The organism is Isoptericola sp. b408 (assembly GCF_030588085.1).
GTDB classification, from domain to species: Bacteria; Actinomycetota; Actinomycetes; order Actinomycetales; family Cellulomonadaceae; genus Isoptericola; species Isoptericola sediminis.
In genome coordinates this window covers 16663-34771 of sequence record NZ_JAUQYQ010000001.1, presented here as the reverse complement: position 1 = coordinate 34771, position 18109 = coordinate 16663, and the positions used below count along the sequence as shown (strand labels likewise).

General features: G+C 72.5%; 12 protein-coding genes. 5 read left to right on the top strand and 7 right to left on the bottom strand.

Going from position 1 to position 18109, the window contains the following annotated elements; genetic code table 11:
- Nucleotides 1-7: 7 nt before the first annotated feature.
- The 5 genes from Q6347_RS00145 to Q6347_RS00125 all read right to left on the bottom strand — a co-directional run bounded on the left by Q6347_RS00145 (nucleotide 8) and on the right by Q6347_RS00125 (nucleotide 10873).
- Complete coding sequence (locus Q6347_RS00145) at nucleotides 8-430, bottom strand: transferase (RefSeq protein WP_304604657.1); 423 nt, start codon at nucleotides 428-430, stop codon at nucleotides 8-10.
- A gap of 196 nt (nucleotides 431-626) precedes the next feature.
- The gene (locus Q6347_RS00140) at nucleotides 627-1583 is read right to left on the bottom strand and encodes a sugar phosphate isomerase/epimerase (protein WP_304606297.1); all 957 of its coding nucleotides are present in this window, start codon (nucleotides 1581-1583) and stop codon (nucleotides 627-629) included.
- Nucleotides 1584-1709: 126 nt separating this feature from the next.
- Nucleotides 1710-5018: a PQQ-dependent sugar dehydrogenase gene (locus Q6347_RS00135; RefSeq protein WP_304606296.1), complete on the bottom strand. Its 3309-nt coding sequence runs from the start codon at nucleotides 5016-5018 to the stop codon at nucleotides 1710-1712.
- Nucleotides 5019-5320: 302 nt separating this feature from the next.
- Nucleotides 5321-9763, bottom strand: a complete 4443-nt coding sequence (locus tag Q6347_RS00130) for a hypothetical protein (RefSeq protein WP_304606295.1) — start codon at nucleotides 9761-9763, stop codon at nucleotides 5321-5323.
- Between the two features lie 18 nt (nucleotides 9764-9781).
- On the bottom strand, nucleotides 9782-10873 hold the full coding sequence (locus Q6347_RS00125; RefSeq protein ID WP_304604653.1) for a diacylglycerol kinase family protein: 1092 nt from the start codon (nucleotides 10871-10873) through the stop codon (nucleotides 9782-9784).
- A gap of 130 nt (nucleotides 10874-11003) precedes the next feature.
- Here Q6347_RS00125 and serS point away from each other — a divergent pair, with 130 nt between their 5' ends.
- Both serS and Q6347_RS00115 read left to right on the top strand, forming a co-directional pair.
- Nucleotides 11004-12272, top strand: a complete 1269-nt coding sequence (serS, locus tag Q6347_RS00120; protein ID WP_304604652.1) for a serine--tRNA ligase — start codon at nucleotides 11004-11006, stop codon at nucleotides 12270-12272.
- A gap of 1 nt (nucleotide 12273) precedes the next feature.
- A complete protein-coding gene (locus Q6347_RS00115; RefSeq protein WP_171245902.1) occupies nucleotides 12274-13095 on the top strand; it encodes an HAD family hydrolase in 822 nt (273 codons plus the stop codon).
- Between the two features lie 60 nt (nucleotides 13096-13155).
- Here the strand turns inward: Q6347_RS00115 and map are convergent, their stop codons facing one another.
- The gene (gene map, locus Q6347_RS00110) at nucleotides 13156-13938 is read right to left on the bottom strand and encodes a type I methionyl aminopeptidase (protein WP_304604651.1); all 783 of its coding nucleotides are present in this window, start codon (nucleotides 13936-13938) and stop codon (nucleotides 13156-13158) included.
- A 254-nt stretch (nucleotides 13939-14192) separates the two neighbouring features.
- Here map and Q6347_RS00105 point away from each other — a divergent pair, with 254 nt between their 5' ends.
- The 3 genes from Q6347_RS00105 to Q6347_RS00095 all read left to right on the top strand — a co-directional run bounded on the left by Q6347_RS00105 (nucleotide 14193) and on the right by Q6347_RS00095 (nucleotide 17582).
- On the top strand, nucleotides 14193-15569 hold the full coding sequence (locus tag Q6347_RS00105) for an ABC transporter substrate-binding protein (protein ID WP_304604650.1): 1377 nt from the start codon (nucleotides 14193-14195) through the stop codon (nucleotides 15567-15569).
- Nucleotides 15570-15642: 73 nt separating this feature from the next.
- Nucleotides 15643-16632 (top strand): carbohydrate ABC transporter permease, encoded by a 990-nt coding sequence (locus Q6347_RS00100; protein ID WP_304604649.1) that lies wholly within the window; start codon nucleotides 15643-15645, stop codon nucleotides 16630-16632.
- Nucleotides 16629-17582 (top strand): carbohydrate ABC transporter permease, encoded by a 954-nt coding sequence (locus tag Q6347_RS00095; RefSeq protein ID WP_304604648.1) that lies wholly within the window; start codon nucleotides 16629-16631, stop codon nucleotides 17580-17582. The genes Q6347_RS00100 and Q6347_RS00095 overlap by 4 nt, the downstream gene beginning before the upstream one ends.
- Before the next feature lie 65 nt (nucleotides 17583-17647).
- On the opposite strand, the gene Q6347_RS00090 is transcribed toward Q6347_RS00095, so the two are convergent.
- Nucleotides 17648-18100, bottom strand: coding sequence for a DUF805 domain-containing protein (locus Q6347_RS00090; protein WP_304606294.1), 453 nt, complete (start codon nucleotides 18098-18100; stop codon nucleotides 17648-17650).
- Nucleotides 18101-18109 lie beyond the last annotated feature (9 nt).

Genomic DNA, 18109 nt, shown 5'->3' with positions numbered 1-18109 from the left:
GCCGCGGTCAGGCGGCGGTGCTGAAGTCGTGCCGCTGCCGGCGGGCAGCGCGCACGACCGTCCGTTCGGGGACGGCGGCGTCGGCCTCGACGTCGGCTCCGGGCTCCAGGACGGCGTCCTCGCCGAGCTGGGCGTAGGCGCCCACGCGGGCGTCGTCACCGACGACGCTGCGTGGTCCGACGTGGACGCACTGGCCCACGCGCGCACGGGTGCCGACGACGGCGTCGACGTCGATCCAGCTGAACCGACCGATCCGGGCACCGGCAGCGACCCGAGCACCGGCCTCGACGTAGGCACCCGCCTCGACCCGCGCCTCCGGGTGGACGGACGCGTGGGGGGAGACGTAGCCCTGGCCGTTGTCGTGTCGGACGTACCGCGTGACGTTGCCCGCGTCGTCTTCGATCTCGACCTTCCGGGGGATGCGTCGCACAACTCTCCTTGGCTGATGGTCTTGTTCCACTTTGCACAACGTTCGTGCGTCGGCCAGGATTCCTGGTCCCACCCCTCGGACGCCAACTGACGTCATGGTGGTCTACCCGGTGTTCGCCCGAGGACCCCCGCGCGGATGCACGGCGGCCCCGGTCACCCGCTGGGGTGACCGGGGCCGCCGTGGTCGACGGGCGTGCTCAGTAGCGGAAGCTGGTGAGGAACTCGAAGCTGTCCTCCGCGAACTCCGGCGTCGACGGCGCGCCGTCCCGCTCCACGACGTAGAGCTTCACCTTGCCGTGGGCGGCCCGCAGGATCGGGCCCCACTCCATGTCGCCCTCGCCGACGTCGCCGGGGATGCCCCGCTCGTCGCCGTTGAGGTCGCCGTCCTTGATGTGCAGCAGCTCGACACGGTCGCCGTGCTCCTCCAGCAGCTCGACCACGTCGGCGCCCGCGTCAGCCGCCCAGAAGGTGTCGAGCTGGAAGGTCACGTACCGCGGGTCGGTGTTCTCGACCAGGATCTCCCAGGCGCTCTTCGTCTCGCCGGTCTCCGGGTCCTCGAACGTGGTCGTGAACTCCCACTGGTGGTTGTGCCCGAAGATCTTGCCGGTGCCGTTCTTGACCGACCGTTCGCCGAGGCGGTCCATGGCGGCCGCGGTCTCGAGGACGTCCTCGTAGGTGCTGGACCCGTCCCGGGCGATGCCGGGACCGGGCCAGCCGCCCGAGCCGACGTATCGCTGCCCGAGGTCCTTGGCGTTCTCCAGTGCCGCGTCGAAGCTGGCCTCGGACACGTTGCCGTGCGTGGTCGGCGCCGACATCCCGCGCTCGCGGAGCTCGACGCGGAGCTCGGCGGCGGTGTTGCCGCCGTAGAAGACGCTGCCCGGGGAGCTGAACGGTTCGACGTTGCGGTACCCGATCTCCTCGAGCTCGTCGACGACCGTGTCGAAGCCGTCGGAGAGCGTCCAGCCGAGGTAGCTGAACAGCTGGATCGAGATCTTCTCGGCCGGGACGGTCCGGCCCTGGCCCTGGCCGGGGGCTTCGTCGCCGTGCGGGTGCTCGGGGACGGCGCTGGCGGTCCCCGCGCCGAACAGACCGGCGGTGAGCATGGCGGCGGCGGTGGTGGTCGCGAGGACGCGACGGGTCTTGTGCGTGGTCACTGCGGTTCCTCCTCGGGTGGGCAGCGTCGGTGCTGCACGGGGTGGATCGACGGGCGGCTGCTCCGCCGCCCGGGGTGGTGGGGCGGGACCGTCGCGGCCCCGCCCCACCGTGCTCGGGCGAGCAGGTCAGCCGAGCTCGGCGACGAGCGCCTCGGCGTCGCGGGTCAGCACCTCCTCGTCGGTGGCGTCGGCGAACCGCTGGTACGCGGCCGCCGCCTTGGCGTCCCGGCCGGCGTCGGCGTGCCGCTCGGCCTGGTCCAGGAAGGCCTGGAGCCGGGCCGACTCGTCGGTCGAGAGCTCGCCGGCCTCCTCGAGGCGCTCGAGGTGCGCCGCGATGTCGTCGGCCGAGGTGGTGACGGTGAAGCCGACCGTCGCCCCGGTCGTGTTGCCGGCCTCGTCGGTCGCGGTCGCGACGATCTCGTGCTCGCCGAGGTCGAGCGTCCACAGCTCGATCTCGCCGGCCTCGATCTCCTCGCCGTCGAGCGCCAGGCTCCACGAGGCGACGCCGGAGGTGGCGTCCGTGGCCTCGGCACCCAGGTCGAGGACCTGGGAGGAGCCGAGCTCGTCGCCGTCGGCCACACCGGTCACCGCGACCTCGGGGGCCGTGGTGTCGATGGACACGGTCACCTCGCCGACCTCGGAGACGTTGCCCCCGCTGTCGATGACGCGGTACTGCAGCTCGTGCACACCGTCGGAGTCGAGCGTGACGGGCTGGATGCCGAACCAGCGGTGCCGGATGGACTCCCAGGTCTCACCGCCGTCGTCGGAGACCTCGGCGTCGGCGACCTCGCCGTCGTCCGTGCCGTTGATCGACACCTCGACCTCACCGGTGTACCAGCCGTTGTCGCCGGTCGGCTCGGCCGGGTCGAGCGAGTGGTTGGCCTCGGGCGGGGTGACGTCGCTGACGCCCGGGCCGTCGAAGACCAGGGTGTCGAGCTCGACACCGCCGGTGGAGGTGACGAACAGCTCGCCGGTGCCCTCCGGGAACGCGGTCACGTCCGCGGCCACCGTGGACCAGCCGGCCGAGTCGAGGTCGGCCGTGGCGAAGGGCTCGGCGTCGGCCGCGCCCCAGCGGAGCTCGATGGTGCCGGTCCCGGCACCGGTGACGTCGACGCCGTCGATCCCGGTGAAGTTCACCGGCTCCCAGGCGAGGTGGTCACCGGCGTCGAACGAGGCGACCTTGGCCAGACCGCCCGCGGTGTCGTCGCTGACGACCTCCACGCCGGAGAGGGTGTCGGCGTGCTCGGCCTCCTGGGTGAAGGTGTTGAGCAGCAGCGAGACCTCGTCCTGGGCCGGCGGGATGTCCCCGTTGCCCTGGTCGGTGTAGTTCGCCACGACGACGGCGTAGAGCTTCTCCGTCTCACCGTGCTCCGGCGCGTCGGCCGGGGTGACCCAGGCGCCGGAGCAGCCGCTGCCGAGCACCTCGGGGTGCGCGTGGGTGTCGTGACCCAGGCCCAGCGTCCAGGACAGGTTCGAGCACACGGTCTCGTCGCCGTCCTCCGGGTCGGAGGTGGAGAACCCGTACGGCACGGCGTCGCCCCAGGCGAAGAAGCCGCCGTCGGCCGGGTAGTCGGCGGTCAGCGTGGGTGCCACGTTGCCGACCGTGACGAGCTCGGAGGTCAGGCCGATGCGGCCGCCGGGGTCGGTGACCCGCAGGCGCACGGTGTACTGGCCGAGCTCGTCGTAGGTCGTGGTGACCTGCTCGCCGTTCTCGTCGAAGGTGCCGTCACCGTCGAGGTCCCACTCGTAGGTGAGCGCCCCGCCCTCGGGGTCGCTGGACCCCGAGCCGTCGAGGGTCACCGTCAGCGGGGCCTCGGAGGAGGAGATCGGGTCGGCGTCGATGACCGCCGTGGGGGCCTTGTTGCCCTCGGCGTAGTCGACGCGGTACAGGCCCGCCTCCGGGTTCTGCCGGAAGAAGCCGTTGCCGTAGTCGAGGATGTAGAGCGAGCCGTCGGGGCCGAACTCCATGTCGATCGGGCTGTCGGTGATGGCCTGCACGTTGTCGGTCAGCGCCGCGTTGGGCAGCACGTGCTCGACGTGGGTGACGGGGCCGTCACGGTCGGGGATGGTCAGCCCGGCGATGTAGTCCTGGGAGAACTCGTAGAAGAACGCCGTGCCGTCCCAGTACTCCGGCCACTGGGTCTCGGGGCCCTCCGGGTCGAAGGCGAACGTCGGGCCGCCCATCGGGCCCTGGCCGCCCTGCGGGTCGAACTCGACGAACTCGTCGAACGGCTGGTCGCCGGGGTCGTCGCCGTAGTAGACCTGCGGCGCCGTCGCCGGCGGCAGCACGTCCAGACCCGTGTTCCAGGTGGAGTTGTTCTCCGCGCCGGCCTCGCAGTCGAACCACGGTCCCGGGGTGGCGGTCTCGAAGTCCCACTCGTTGTAGTTGGCGTTGGGCCCGTGGCAGTACGGCCACCCGCCGTTGAGCGCGGTCGTCGTGCTCTGCCACTCCACGTAGCCCATCGGGCCGCGCTCGTCGCTGGCGACGCCGGAGTCGGGGCCGTAGTCGCCCCAGCTCACCGCGCCGGTGACGTCGTCGACGTCGATCCGGAACGGGTTGCGCAGACCCATGACGAAGATCTCGGGGCGGGTGTTCTCCGTCCCGGGCGGGAAGAGGTTGCCCTCGGGGATCGTGTAGCTGCCGTCGGCCTCGGGGTGGATCCGCAGGATCGCACCGCGCAGGTCGTTGGTGCTGCCGGCGCCGCGCCGCGCGTCGAACCCGGGGTTCATGCCGGGGGCGTTGTTGTTGGGGGCGAAGCCGTTGGAGCCCGGGGTGCTCGCGGGGGTGTTGTCACCGGTGGACAGGTAGACGTTGCCCTCGGCGTCGAAGTCGATGTCACCGCCGACGTGGCAGCACTGCCCGCGCTGCACCTCGACCTGGAGCAGGTTCTGCTCGGTGGACATGTCCAGGGCGCCGGCCGCGGCGTCCCACTGCACGCGGGAGAGCTGGTTGTAGCCCTTCCACTGGTCCCAGTAGGACTCGTCCGCACCGTCGGGCAGCTGGTTGGGCGCCGACCCCGACGGGGTCGTCGTGGGGTAGTCCTCGCCCTCCATGACGCGGGGTGCGTAGTACAGGTAGACCCAGCCGGACTCGGCGAAGTCGGGGGCCAGGGCGATGCCCTGCATGCCGTCCTCGGAGTTGGCGTAGACGTCGACGGTGTTGACCACCGCGGTGACGCCCGTGCTGGGGTCGGTGTGCCGGATAGCGCCGTCGCGGGCGGTGTGCAGCACCGACCCGTCGGGCATGACCGCCATGCCGATGGGCTCACCGGTGTTCTCGGTGAGCAGGATCTTCTCGTAGTTGGACCAGTCGAGCGCCGCCTCGGCGCCCTCCTCGGAGCCGTGGTCGACGCCGTCGTGGGCCGACGCCGTCGCCGCTGCGATCGGCAGTGCCAGCGCGGCGGTCGCCACCGCCGCGAGAGCACGTGAACGCATAGAATGGGTCATCGCACTTGCCTTCCTGGATGTAGTGCGTGAGAGCCCCGTCGATGTCCCCGTCGCCGCTACGACGGACCCGGACAGGCGGGGTTTCTCATTCCGTGGTGTGGTGCGCCGGCCTCCCCTCGTGCTCGTCGCGGGGGCCGTGGCACGGCGCGGACGGCGTCAGGGACGGCGTCGGGCCTGCTCCGGGGGGCGGGTGGACCGCCCGCTGGCGCGGCTCCTGTGCCGCGCGGTCGTCAATGACCATGGCCCGAACCTAGGGGCACTTATGGCGACTGTCAACCAAAAGGTGTGAGTCAGTTGACAGACATCTGTCGAGAATCGTCGGTGCGGAGCACGAGCAGCCCGATCAGCGGCACGGCGGGGAACAGCATGATCGTCACGACACGGATGCCGTAGTCGTTCGCCAGCGCCCCGCCCACGCCCGCGATGAGCAGCGCCACCAGGACGGGGCGCAGCAACGGCCAGGAGTCCTCGGCCCGTCGGAGCCAGCCGGCGGGGAAGCGGGGGCCGGCCCACAGCGCCGCCACGACACCCAGCAGGACGGCCAGCGACAGCCACGCGGGCGGGCCGCCGTCCAGCGAGCCGACGGCGTAGCCCGCCTTGCGCCACACGGTCTCGAAGGCCGTGCCGTCCACGACGGACTGGACGAACGCGCCCAGGTGCGAGCGTTCGGCGGGCGGGCGCAGCCAGTCCAGGACACCGATGACGGCCACGAGGAGCACGCCCGCGCCTCCCGCGAGCGCCAGCCGCCGCCAGGTCAGGCGCGCCCCCAGGACGGCCAGGACCACCACGGCGAACACGGGGACGAGCACCAGCCCGCCGCCGACGTCGACGCCGAACGTCGGCCACACGGTCACCACCAGCGCCACCAGGCCCACGAGGCCCGCGACGACGGCGCCGGGGACCCGGCCCCAGCGACGAGCCACGACCGTCGCGAGCCCCGCGGCGCAGAGCACCGCCGCGACCGCGTACACCGAGTACGTCGGGTTGCCGAACCCGTAGAACCGGCCGCCGAGCGTGGGGGCCGCCCCGAGCGGGCTGCCGCGGTGCAGCGGCGTGCCGAGCACCGCGTCCAGGCTGAGCACGAGGAAGGTCACGGTCGCCAGCACGGCGGTCCCGGCCCAGGCGGGGCGGCGCGGCGCCAGCGTCCCGACCAGGGCCACCAGGACCGTGCCTCCGGCGAGGGCCAGCCACAGGCCGGTCTGCGGGTCCGGCATCCGCCACCACGACCAGGTGGTCATGAGGAACGAGGCGGCGGGCATGGCGGCGCAGACCAGCAGCACCGTCTCCAGGGTCCGGGTCCAGACCCGGACGGCGCGGGGCGAGGACCGGCGCCGGAGCTGCGGCAGGACGAGCACCACCAGGGCGAAGGCGACCACCGCGACGTACGTCGGCACCCCGGTCACGGCGCCGGTGACCTCGCGCAGGCCGTGGTCGCGCTCGGTCAGGGAGGACAGGTCGCGCACGGTGGCGCCGGTGCCGCTCGGCCGCTGCGCGCTGAGGGTGACGGGGGCGCCGGAGAAGTCGGCCGGCGGTGCCAGGTCGAAGTTCGCCACGAGGGTCGGGGGCAGGTCGAGCAGCCGCACGACGCCGACCCAGCGGGTGGCCGACGACGCCAGGTAGGACGGCGCGGCGTCGGTGTGGGTGCGGGCGACGCCGACGCCGAGCGCCGGCCGGGTGGGCGAGGGGTTGCCCATGTCGGTGACCAGCACGGTGACGTCCTGCGGTGCCGCCGCCAGCACGCGGCGCACGGTCGCGTCGACGGCTCGCAGCGCGTCGTCCCGCTCGGGCCCGGAGCCCGTGGCGCCCTCGGGCACCGGCCGCGCGTCCGACCCCTCGCCCGTCGGGTGGTACGGGGCGGAACCGGCGTCCACGACGGTGACCGGGCAGGCGAAGGCCTCCTCGGGGTCGTCGAGAGCGTCCTCCAGGGTGCGGTAGCGCTCGACGGCCCCGTCCCCGTCGGCCAGCGTCAGGGCGGCGGCGGGGCCGACCGCGGTCGCGCACACGTCCCCGGCGGCGAGGGTCTCGCCCAGCACGCCCGGGTGCGGGTTGAACTCGGAGGCGCTCTGGCGGGCCTCGAGGTCGTCCCAGCCGTCGACGACGGCCCCGGCGCCGTCGGCGGTGACACCCCAGTCGGTGCAGCGCCAGACGTCGCCCTCGGTGGCGCCGGTGACCGTGCTGCGCCCGGCCGACAGGCTCAGCCAGCCGGCGGACCGGCAGTCGCCGGAGGCGCCGGTCACCGTCGTGGTCATCCCGCCGGCGCTCGCGCCGTCACGCAGCAGCCCCCACAGGGTCGGGGTGCGGGTGGGGGAGACGTCCTGCCAGCGCAGGCCGTCGGTGCCGACGATCACGACCGGCTCGCCGTCGGCCAGCAGGACGTCGCCACCGGCGGTCACGTCGCCGGCGTGCGCCATGCCCCCGGCGGGGACCGCGGCACCCCCGAGCTGCAGCGCGACGACCACCCCCGCGGCGACGCCCAGGATCCGGCGCCCGGTCCCGCGGTCGGCGTGCTCCGGCGCGACGGGCGGGGTCAGCGCGGCCTCGAGGCGCCCGGCGAGCAGCAGCGGGGTGCCGATCAGCAGCACGTACATCGCCACCACGACGCCGGAGTCGTTGACCGCCGTGCCGACGACGCCGACCGTCACGATCGCGACCACGGCGCGACGCAGCAGCGGGTCGCGGTCGTACGCGGCGGTCAGGCCGTCGAGCCGGGCGCGACGCGGGTCCAGCACCGCCCACGCGGCGGCCGCGCAGACCACGGCGGCGAACGCGCCGGCGGGGTTCGCGACCGTCGCCCAGGCACCGGCCGCCTTGCCCGCGACCACCGACAGCGCGCTGCCGTCGAGCACGGAGTCCACGAACCCGCCCAGGTGGGTGGCGGGCGGCAGGGCCCAGTCCAGGACGGCGATCACCGCGACGACCAGCGCGGCGCCGAGCAGCACCAGGAGCGCCCGCCGCCAGGTCAGGCGGATCCCCGCGACGCCGAGCACCAGCACCGCGAAGGCGGGCACGAGCGCGAGGATGCCGCCCAGGTCCGCACCGAACGGCGGCAGCCCGTCCACCAGCACGGTGACCGTGCCGACGGCACCCGCGACCCACGCCTGCGTGCGGCGTGCCGCACCGCGGTCGCGCAGCAGCGCGGCGAGCCCGGCGGCGAGCACCAGTCCGGCCACCGCGTACACGGCGAACACCGAGTTGGAGAACCCGTAGAAGCGTGCGCCGAGAGAGGGGGCCGGACCGAGCAGCGACCCCTGCTGCAGCGTCGTGCCGGTCAGCCCGTCGATCGTCAGCACGAGCCACGTGGCCGCGGCGAGGGTCGTCGGGAGGCGCCACGGTGAGCGGGGCAGCAGCACCCGGACCCACCAGGCGCCCAGCGCCACGGCCAGCGCGGAGACGCCGACGGCCAGGCAGAGCACCGTGACGGGCACGGGCCACACCCACCAGCGGGCCAGGGTGGCCAGCGTGGCGGCCGCAGGCAGGCACGCCACCACGGTCAGCACGGCGAGGGCCGTCCGGGTGCGCCAGGGGTCCCGGGGGGTCCCGGCGCCCTCCGCACGCCGTCGGGCCAGCAGCAGGCCGGTCACCACGCCGACCACCCCGAGGGCCAGCACGCCGACCAGCACGGGGGTCATGCGGGGCAGGGTCTCGGTGAGCACCGAGAGGTACTGGCGGTTCTCGACGGTGCGGGAGACGGACGACCGGCGGTCCTCGCCCCGTTCCAGGGCGGACCCGGTGAACGCCGACCTCACCTCGGCGAGCCGGCTGTCAGGGTCCTCCTCCGCCGCGGCGAGCTCCGCGGGGTCGGCCTCGGTCAGCAGGGCGTCGGCCAGCGTGGCCGACAGGTCGCCCGAGACCACCACACCGGGCCACCGGGACGACGTCGAGGTCAACCAGGTCGCCCCGCCGCCGGGGCGGGTCCAGTCGACCACGACCTGCAGGTCCGCCGGGCCCAGCGGGGTGTCGGCCAGGCCGGCGACGACGAGCCGCCCCCCGGCCGGCAGCAGACCGGCCATCCGGCCGACCGCGGCGTCGACGGCGGACACCGCGTCCGTCCGCTCGGTCGCGGCGTCCGGGAGCTCGCCGAGGTCGACGACGGTCACCGGGCAGGCGGTCAGGTCCTCGGCCTCGAGGTCGTCGGAGCTCGACAGGAAGCGGCCGACCTGCCCCGACCGGTCCGCCGTCGCCAGCGCGGCGCCCGGGCCGACCGCCGTCGTGCAGGTCCCGACGGTGTCGGCGAGCCGGCCGAGCGTGCCGGGTCGGGCAGCGGGGGAGGCCAGGGCCTCCTCGGCGACCAGCGCGTCCCAGCCGGGGACCTGGACCGTGGTCGGGGTGTCGGCGGCGGGGAGCGTCGGCAGCGGGGGGCAGGGCTGCTCGGGCTCCTCGGCGGACTCCCCGTCGCCGTCGGCGCCGGCGTCCTCCTCGCGGGGGTCCTGTGCGGCGTCGGTGACGACCCGGCTGCCCGCGGACAGCGACAACCAGGCGTCCCGGGGACAGGTCGGGGTCAGGGTGCGCACCGACACCGAGGCCACCGACCCGCCGCCCACGAGGCGCCACAGGTTCGGGGTGCGGGCCGCGTCGATGTCCGTCCACTGCAGGCCGGCGACCCCGACCAGCACGAGCGGGGTGTCGGTCGGGGCCGTGGACTCCTCGGCCTGCGCGCTCGTCGGCAGGACGACGGCCGCGGCGGTGACCAGGAGCGCCACGGCCGCGACGACGAGTCGGACGAGGGGACGCACCCCGTCAGCCTAAGCGGCTCAGGCGGGGGCGCGGACCACCAGCGTCCCGGGCTCCACCCAGGTCTCGATCTGGATGGCCCGGCCCAGGACCTCGCCGTCGGCCTGCGCCTGCTCGCCGTCCTCCACCCGGATGGTGGCTCGCCGGGCCTTGACGTGGTCGATGCGCCCGATCTTGGCCGGCAGGTCGTTCTGCACCCCCATGCCCTGGGCGACGACCTCCCCGAACAGCTGTGCCCAGCCCGCCAGCCCGGCCCGGGTGTCGATCGCCGCGACGTCGAGCACGCCGTCGTCCAGCGAGGCGTCGGGCAGCAGGTTGATGCCACCGGGCAACCGGCCGCAGTTGCCGACCATGATGCTGCGCAGCCGCGTCTCCACCGGCTCCTCGTCGTCCACGGCGATGCGCGTGGCCATGCGTCGCCCGTGCAGGTGGCGGGCGCCCGCGAGGAAGTAGGCGACCCAGCCCATCCTGTCCTTGAGCTGGTCGTCGGCGTCGGCCACCATCGCGGCGTCGAAGCCCAGGCCGGCGATGACGAGGAACAGGTGCGCGGTGTCGTCGTCGTCCTCCTCGTCCGGCGGCCGTTCCGTGACGCGGATGCGACCGACGTCGATGGAGCGGTCGACGCCCCCGAGGATGACGGCGAGCGCCTCCTGGGTGTCCGTCAGGGGCAGGTCGAGGTTGCGGGCCAGGAGGTTCCCGGTGCCGGCGGGGAGGATCCCCATCGGGACCTCCGTGCCGAGCATGCCTTCCGCGACGGCGCGCACGGTGCCGTCGCCGCCGGCCGCGACGACGACGTCCGCCCCGTCGCGCACGGCCTCGCGGGCCTGCCCGGTGCCCGGGTCCTCGACGGTCGTCTCGTAGAAGCGGGGCGCGGGCAGCGCGGCCTCGCCGGCCAGGCGGCGCACCGTCTCGATGGCCCGCCGGGTGCTCGCCTTGGACGGGTTGACCACGACGGCGAGCTGCGGACGCTGCGGGCGGGCGTCGGCGTCGGCGTCACCCCGTGACGGAGACGGGGTGGGACGGCGGCTGCGCCGGAGCACGACCAGCGCGACCACGAGGGCGGACAGGCCGACGACCAACGCGACGACCCCGACGAGGAGTTCCCAGGGCATGACCGAAAGATAGGACTGATCCCCCAGGACTGCACGACGGCGTCCGGGGGACGGGGGCGCGTCCCGGTCCGGGACCGGCGACGGCCGACGCCCGGGAGCGGCCGCGCGCGCGGCCGTTAGGCTTGCGGGCGTGATCGACATCCGTCTCCTGCGCGACAACCCCGACGCCGTCCGCGCGAGCCAGCGAGCCCGCGGCGAGGACGAGCACCTCGTGGACACGGCACTGGCCGCCGAGGCCCGCCGCCGTTCCGCCCTGGCGGAGTTCGAGTCCCGCCGGGCCGAGCAGAAGGCGATGGGCAAGCAGGTCGCCCGGGCGAGCGGCGAGGAGAAGGCCGCGCTGATCGGGCGGACCCAGCAGCTCGCCCAGGAGGTCAAGGACCACCAGGCCGCCGCGAACGAGGCGGAGGCCGAGCTGGACGAGCTGCTGTTCCGCATCCCGAACGTCGTCGAGGGCGCCCCGGCCGGCGGCGAGGAGGACTTCGTCACCCTCTCCACGGTGGGCACCCCGCGCGACTTCGCCGCCGAGGGCTTCGAGCCGCGCGACCACCTCGACCTCGGCGAGGGCCTGGGCGCGATCGACACCCAGCGGGGCGCGAAGGTCTCCGGGTCGCGGTTCTACTTCCTCACCGGCGTCGGCGCGCGGCTCGAGCTCGCCATCCTGCAGGCGGCCATGGACAAGGCGCTCGCCGAGGGCTTCACCCCGATGATCACGCCCACCCTCGTCACCCCGGAGACGATGCGCGGCACCGGGTTCCTCGGGGAGCACTCCGACGAGGTCTACCGCCTCGAGCGCGACGACCTGTACCTCGTCGGGACCTCGGAGGTGGCGCTCGCGGGCTACCACGGCGACGAGATCATCGACCTGTCGGACGGCCCGAAGCGCTACGCCGGCTGGAGCGCCTGCTACCGCCGCGAGGCGGGTTCGCACGGCAAGGACGTGCGCGGCATCATCCGCGTCCACCAGTTCCACAAGGTGGAGATGTTCAGCTACTGCTCCGTGGACGACGCCGAGGCCGAGCACCAGCGCCTGCTCGCCTGGGAGGAGGCCATGATGGCCGCCGTCGAGCTGCCGTACCGGGTGATCGACACGGCGGCCGGCGACCTCGGCACCAGCGCGGCCCGCAAGTTCGACTGCGAGGCGTGGCTCCCCACCCAGCAGCGCTACCTCGAGCTGACCTCGACGTCGAACTGCACGACGTTCCAGGCGCGGCGCCTCAACGTGCGCGAACGCGTCGAGCACGGCACCCGGACCGTGGCCACCCTCAACGGCACGCTGGGCACCACCCGGTGGATCGTCGCGATCCTGGAGAACCACCAGCAGCCGGACGGCTCGGTGCACGTCCCCGCGGGTCTGCGTCCCTACCTGGGCGGCCTCGAGGTGCTCGAGCCGGTGCGCTGAGATGTCCCGCACCCTGCCGCCGGACGGGCCGATGCTGGTCGCCCTCGACATCGACGGCACGCTGCTGTCCTACGACGGCGACCTGACCGACGCCGTCCGCGAGGCCGTGGGCGCCGTGCGCGACGCGGGGCACGAGGTGGTGCTCGCCTCGGGCCGGTCGTTGCTGGCCATGCTGCCGGTCGCGTCCGCGCTGGGGATCGCGACCGGGTGGATGGTGTGCTCCAACGGGGCGGTCACGGTGCGGCTGGACCCGTCGGCGCCCGACGGGTGGGTCACCGAGGACGTCGTGACGTTCGACCCGGAGCCGGCGCTGCGCCTCCTGGGGGAGCAGCTCCCCGACGCCCGGTACGCGGTGGAGGACCTCGGCGTCGGCTTCCGGATGACGGAGCACTTCCCGGACGGCGAGCTGGAGGGCGAGCACGTCATCGTCCCGATGGAGGACCTGTGGTCCTCCGAGGTCACCCGCGTCATCGTGCGGCGACCCGACTCGACCTCGGGGCACTTCCACGAGCTGGTCGAGCACCTGGGCCTCGAGGACGTCACCTATGCCGTCGGGTGGAGCGCCTGGATGGACCTCGCGCCGCTCGGGGTCTCGAAGGCGACCGCGCTGGAGCAGGTGCGGCGACGGCGGCACCTGCAGCCGCACCGCACGGTGGCGGTCGGCGACGGGCACAACGACCTGGAGATGCTGCGCTGGGCGGCCCGCGGCGTGGCGATGGGGCACGCGGACGAGACGGTGCGGGCGGCCGCCGACGAGGTGACCGGCCCGATCGACGACGACGGCGCGGTCACCGTCCTGCGCTCGCTCCTCGAGGCGCCGTAGGCCCCGACCGGAGCGTCCCGGGTCGGGCCGTCGGGGGACGGTGCCGACCCGGTCGAGGGCTCAGTCGCGCGCGGTGAGGACCAGCGGGCCGTCGGCGGTGATCGCGATGGTGTGCTCGCTGTGCGCCCCGCGCGAGCCGTCCACCGACCGCAGGGTCCAGCCGTCCTCGTCCGTGTAGATCTCGTCGGTGGTCTCGAGGAACCACGGCTCGATGGCGATGACCAGGCCCGGGCGCAGCGGGAACCCGCGTCCTGCGCGGCCGTCGTTGGGCACGTGCGGGTCGCCGTGCATGGTGCGCCCGACGCCGTGGCCGCCGAAGTCGGTGTTGATCGAGTACCCGGCCTCGCGCGCGACGGCGGCGATCGCGGCGGAGATGTCGCCGATCTTCTTCCCAGGCTGCGCGGCGGCGATCCCCGCCTCGAGCGCGACCTCGGTGGTGCGGATCAGCTGCGCGTCCGCGGCGGCCCGCTCCGGGGACGGGGACTCGCCGACGACGAACGACATCGCGGAGTCGGACACCCAGCCGTCCACGGCGACCGCGAAGTCGATGCTGAGCAGGTCACCGTCCACGAGGTCGTAGTCGTGGGGGAGTCCGTGCAGCACGGCGTCGTTGACGGAGGTGCAGATCACCTTGCCGAAGGGGCTGGCACCGAAGGACGGGTGGTAGTCGATGTAGCAGGACTCGGCGCCCTTCTCCTTGATGAGCCGGTGCGCCAGCGCGTCGAGCTCGAGCAGGTTCACGCCGGGCTCGGCCGCCTCGCGCACGGCCTGCAGGGTCTCGGCGACGAAGCGACCGGCGGGACGCATCTCCTCGATCTCACGCGGCGTCCTCAGCTCGATCATGGGGGTCCTTCCGGTCCGGTCCGACGGTGTCGGCTCAAGGGTGTCACACATCCACGAGGGCATGATCGTTACGGCATCGTCATCAAGATGTGCACCGGGTGAGGTTGCACCGGGTGAAACCTTGCGGTCGACTTTCATCAGGGAAGACGTCCTGCGGTCACGTCCGCCGGACGGTCCCGACCGGAGTCGTCCGACGGTGGACGGCCGCCGGCTGACCGCACGACGGAGTGGAGAGTCTGATGACACGAAGGACCATGGCGAGCAATCGCCGACGACTGGCGGTCGTGGCCGGTGGTGCCGGCCTCGCCCTGGTGCTGGCCGCCTGTGGAGGCGGCGGGGACGACGACACCTCTGACGGCGGCGGTGACAGCGGCGGCGGGACCGCCGAGGACATCGACTGCGCCGCGTACGACGAGTTCGGCGACCTCGAGGGCACGAGCGTCAGCATCTACACCTCGATCGTCGAGCCCGAGCAGACCCAGCAGGAGATGTCCTACGACGCGTTCGAGGAGTGCACCGGCGTCACGGTGAACTACGAGGGCTCGCGCGAGTTCGAGGCGCAGCTGCTCGTCCGGATCCAGGCCGGCAACACCCCGGACATCGCCTACATGCCGCAGCCCGGCCTGCTGAACACGATCGTGTCCGACTACCCCGACGCGGTGGTGGAGGCTCCCGAGGCCACGGTGGCCAACGTCGACGAGTACTTCAGCGAGGACTGGAAGGAGTACGGCTCGGTCGACGGCACCTTCTACGCCGCCCCGTTGGGGGCGAACGCGAAGTCGTTCGTCTGGTACAACCCGGCGGCGTTCGCCGACGCCGGCTACGAGATCCCGGAGACCTGGGACGAGCTGCTGGAGCTCAGCGAGACCATCGCCACCGAGCAGGAGGTCCTGCCGTGGTGCGTGGGCTTCGAGTCCGGTGACGCCACCGGCTGGCCCGGGACCGACTGGATCGAGGACGTCGTGCTCCGCACGGCCGGCCCCGAGGTCTACGACCAGTGGTACAAGCACGAGATCCCGTTCAACGACCCGCAGATCGTCGACGCGTTCGACGAGGCCGGGCAGATCCTCAAGAACCCGGACTACGTCAACGCCGGTCTGGGCGGGGTCGACTCGATCGCCACGACGGCCTGGGACCAGGCCGGGACGGGCGTCCTGGACGGCACCTGCTGGATGTACCGCATGGCCAACTTCTACGCCACGCAGTGGCCGGAGGGCACCGAGGTCGGGTCCGACGGTGACGTCTACGCGTTCTACCTGCCCGGTGACGGCGAGAGCCAGCCGATGCTGGGTGGCGGGGAGTTCGTGCTCGCGTTCGACGACCGCCCCGAGGTCCAGGCGTTCCAGACCTACCTCGCCAGCGCGGACTGGGCGAACCAGAAGGCCATCGCCACGCCCGAGGGCGGCTGGATCAGCGCCAACAACGGCCTGGACGTGAACAACCTCGCCACGGAGTTCGACCAGGACGCCGCCGCGATCCTCGCGGACGAGGAGACGGTGTTCCGGTTCGACGGTTCGGACCTCATGCCCGGTGAGGTCGGTGCCGGGACCTTCTGGACCGGCATGGTCAACTGGGTGACCGGTTCCTCGACCCAGGAGGTCACCGACCAGATCGAGAACAGCTGGCCGTGACACCCGCGGACCGGGTCCGCCGACACCTCGTCGGCGGGCCCGGTCCGTCCTACGCCGTGAGGAGTTAATTGTCGTGGACTGGTTGCTGAATCCTGACACGGTCACCGAGAAGTTCATCGTCATGGGCATCGGCATCGCGCTGTTCGTCGCGGTGATGAGCCTGATCCTGTTCCTCGTCGACCGGCCGAAGCGCATCCCGTCGTGGGTGGTCGCCATCGGCTTCGTCGGCCCCGCCCTGCTGCTCATCGCCTACGGTCTGCTCCGACCCGGGCTGGAGACGCTGTACAACTCGTTCTTCAACCGCACCACCACGGAGTTCGTCGGCTTCGACAACTACGTCACGATGCTCACCGGAGCGCAGTTCCAGAAGGTGCTCGTGGTGACCGCGGCCTGGGTGGTCCTGGCCCCCCTGGTCAGCACGCTCATCGGGCTGATCTACGCCGTGCTCGTCGACCGGGCACGTTTCGAGAAGATCGCCAAGACGCTCATCTTCATCCCGATGGCGATCTCGATGGTCGGCGCCTCGATCATCTGGGGCTTCGTCTACGAGTTCCGGCCCGACCAGCCGGGCATCGAGCAGATCGGTCTGCTCAACCAGCTGCTGGTCTGGATCGGGCTGCCACCCCAGCAGTTCCTCATCGGCGAGCCGTGGAACACCGGGTTCCTCATCGTCGTGATGATCTGGATCCAGACCGGTTTCGCCATGACGGTGCTCGCCGCGGCCATCAAGGCCATCCCGGACGACATCGTCGAGGCAGCCCGCCTGGACGGCCTGCACGGTCTGGGGATGTTCCGCTACATCACCGTGCCGAGCATCCGCCCGGCGCTCGTCGTCGTGCTGACCACGATCGCCATGACGACGCTCAAGGCGTTCGACATCGTCCGCACCATGACCGGTGGCCAGTTCGGCACGCAGATCATCGCGAACGAGTTCTACACGCAGGCGTTCCGCCAGAACAACCAGGGTCTGGCCGCGGCGCTCGCCGTGGTGCTGTTCATCCTGGTCGTCCCGATCGTCGCCTACAACGTGCGGCAGATGCGCAGGTCGGAGGAGATTCGATGAGTACGACGCCGCCCGTCCCCACGACGAACCCCGAGACGGAGGACACCGCTCCGGTCAAGGAGCGCAAGCTCACCCGCCTCGAGAAGCGGGCCATCGCCACCAAGGGCCGCCTGACCTCGCCATGGGCGTCCCTGACCGCGGTGATCCTGGCGATCCTGTGGACCATCCCCACCGTCGGCCTGCTCGTGACGTCGTTCCGGCCGGAGATCGACATCCGCCGCAGCGGCTGGTGGACGGTCATCCCCGGCATGTTCACGGGCGAGACGGAGTTCACGCTCGACAACTACGACCAGGCGCTCTACGGCAGCGGGACCGGCCTGTCGGAGGTGTTCATCAACACCTTCGTCATCACGATCCCGGCGGTGATCATCCCGATCACCGTCGCGCTGCTGGCGGCCTACGGCTTCGCGTGGATCGACTTCCCCGGCCGCAACCTGCTGTTCGTGGCGGTCTTCGCGCTGCAGGTGGTGCCCATCCAGGTCACCCTCGTGCCGCTGCTGACCAACTACAACAACTGGGGCATGGCGGGCTCGTTCTGGGCCGTGTGGTTGTCGCACTCGATCTTCGCCCTGCCGCTGGCGGTGTTCCTGCTGCACAACTTCATGAAGGACATCCCACGGTCGCTCGTCGAGGCGGCCCGCGTCGACGGGGCGGGGCACGTGAAGATCTTCTTCCGTGTGCTGTTCCCCCTGCTGGTCCCGGCCATCGCGGCGTTCGGGATCTTCCAGTTCCTCTGGGTCTGGAACGACCTGCTCGTCGGTCTGACGTTCGCGGCGCCGGAGTACCGGCCGCTGACGGTGGCGGTGGCCGAGCTCGCGGGTACCCGCGGCGGTGACTGGCACATCCTGACCGCCGGCGCGTTCATCTCGATGATCGTGCCGCTGATCGTGTTCCTGCTGCTCCAGCGCTACTTCGTGCGCGGGATGCTGGCGGGGGCGGTGAAGGGGTAGTCCCCTCCACCCGCCGTCCTGTCCCGCGGCTCACAGCGGTGTGAGCCGCGGGACGGTGGCGGTGGTCAGGCCTGGGCGGACTCGGTCCCCGCGGCGGCCGTCGGAGCGGTGTCCGGGGCGACGGCGGCCTTCGGGTCGGGGCCGAAGCGGTTCGCGCCCGGGGTGCCGACCTGGACCGTGAAGACGAGCAGGACGATCCAGCCCACGAACGGCACGAGGCCGATGAACCACCAGAGCCCGCTGCGGTCGGTGTCGTGCAGACGTCGCACGGTCACGGCGAGGCTCGGCAGGAGGACCGCCAGGCTGAGGATGATCGAGAGCCCGTAGGTCGGGCCGTAGACGGGCAGCATCGTCTGCGGGTCGACGGAGATCCCGCCGGTCGCCAGGACGACGGAGTTGACGACGATGCTCAGCAGGACCGTGAACAGGGCCCACCACCAGAACTCGGAGCGACGGGCGCGCCCGGAGAAGGTCGCGTACTTGCTGAGGACGGTCGTGACGGCGGTGCCGAATCCCATGATGTGCCT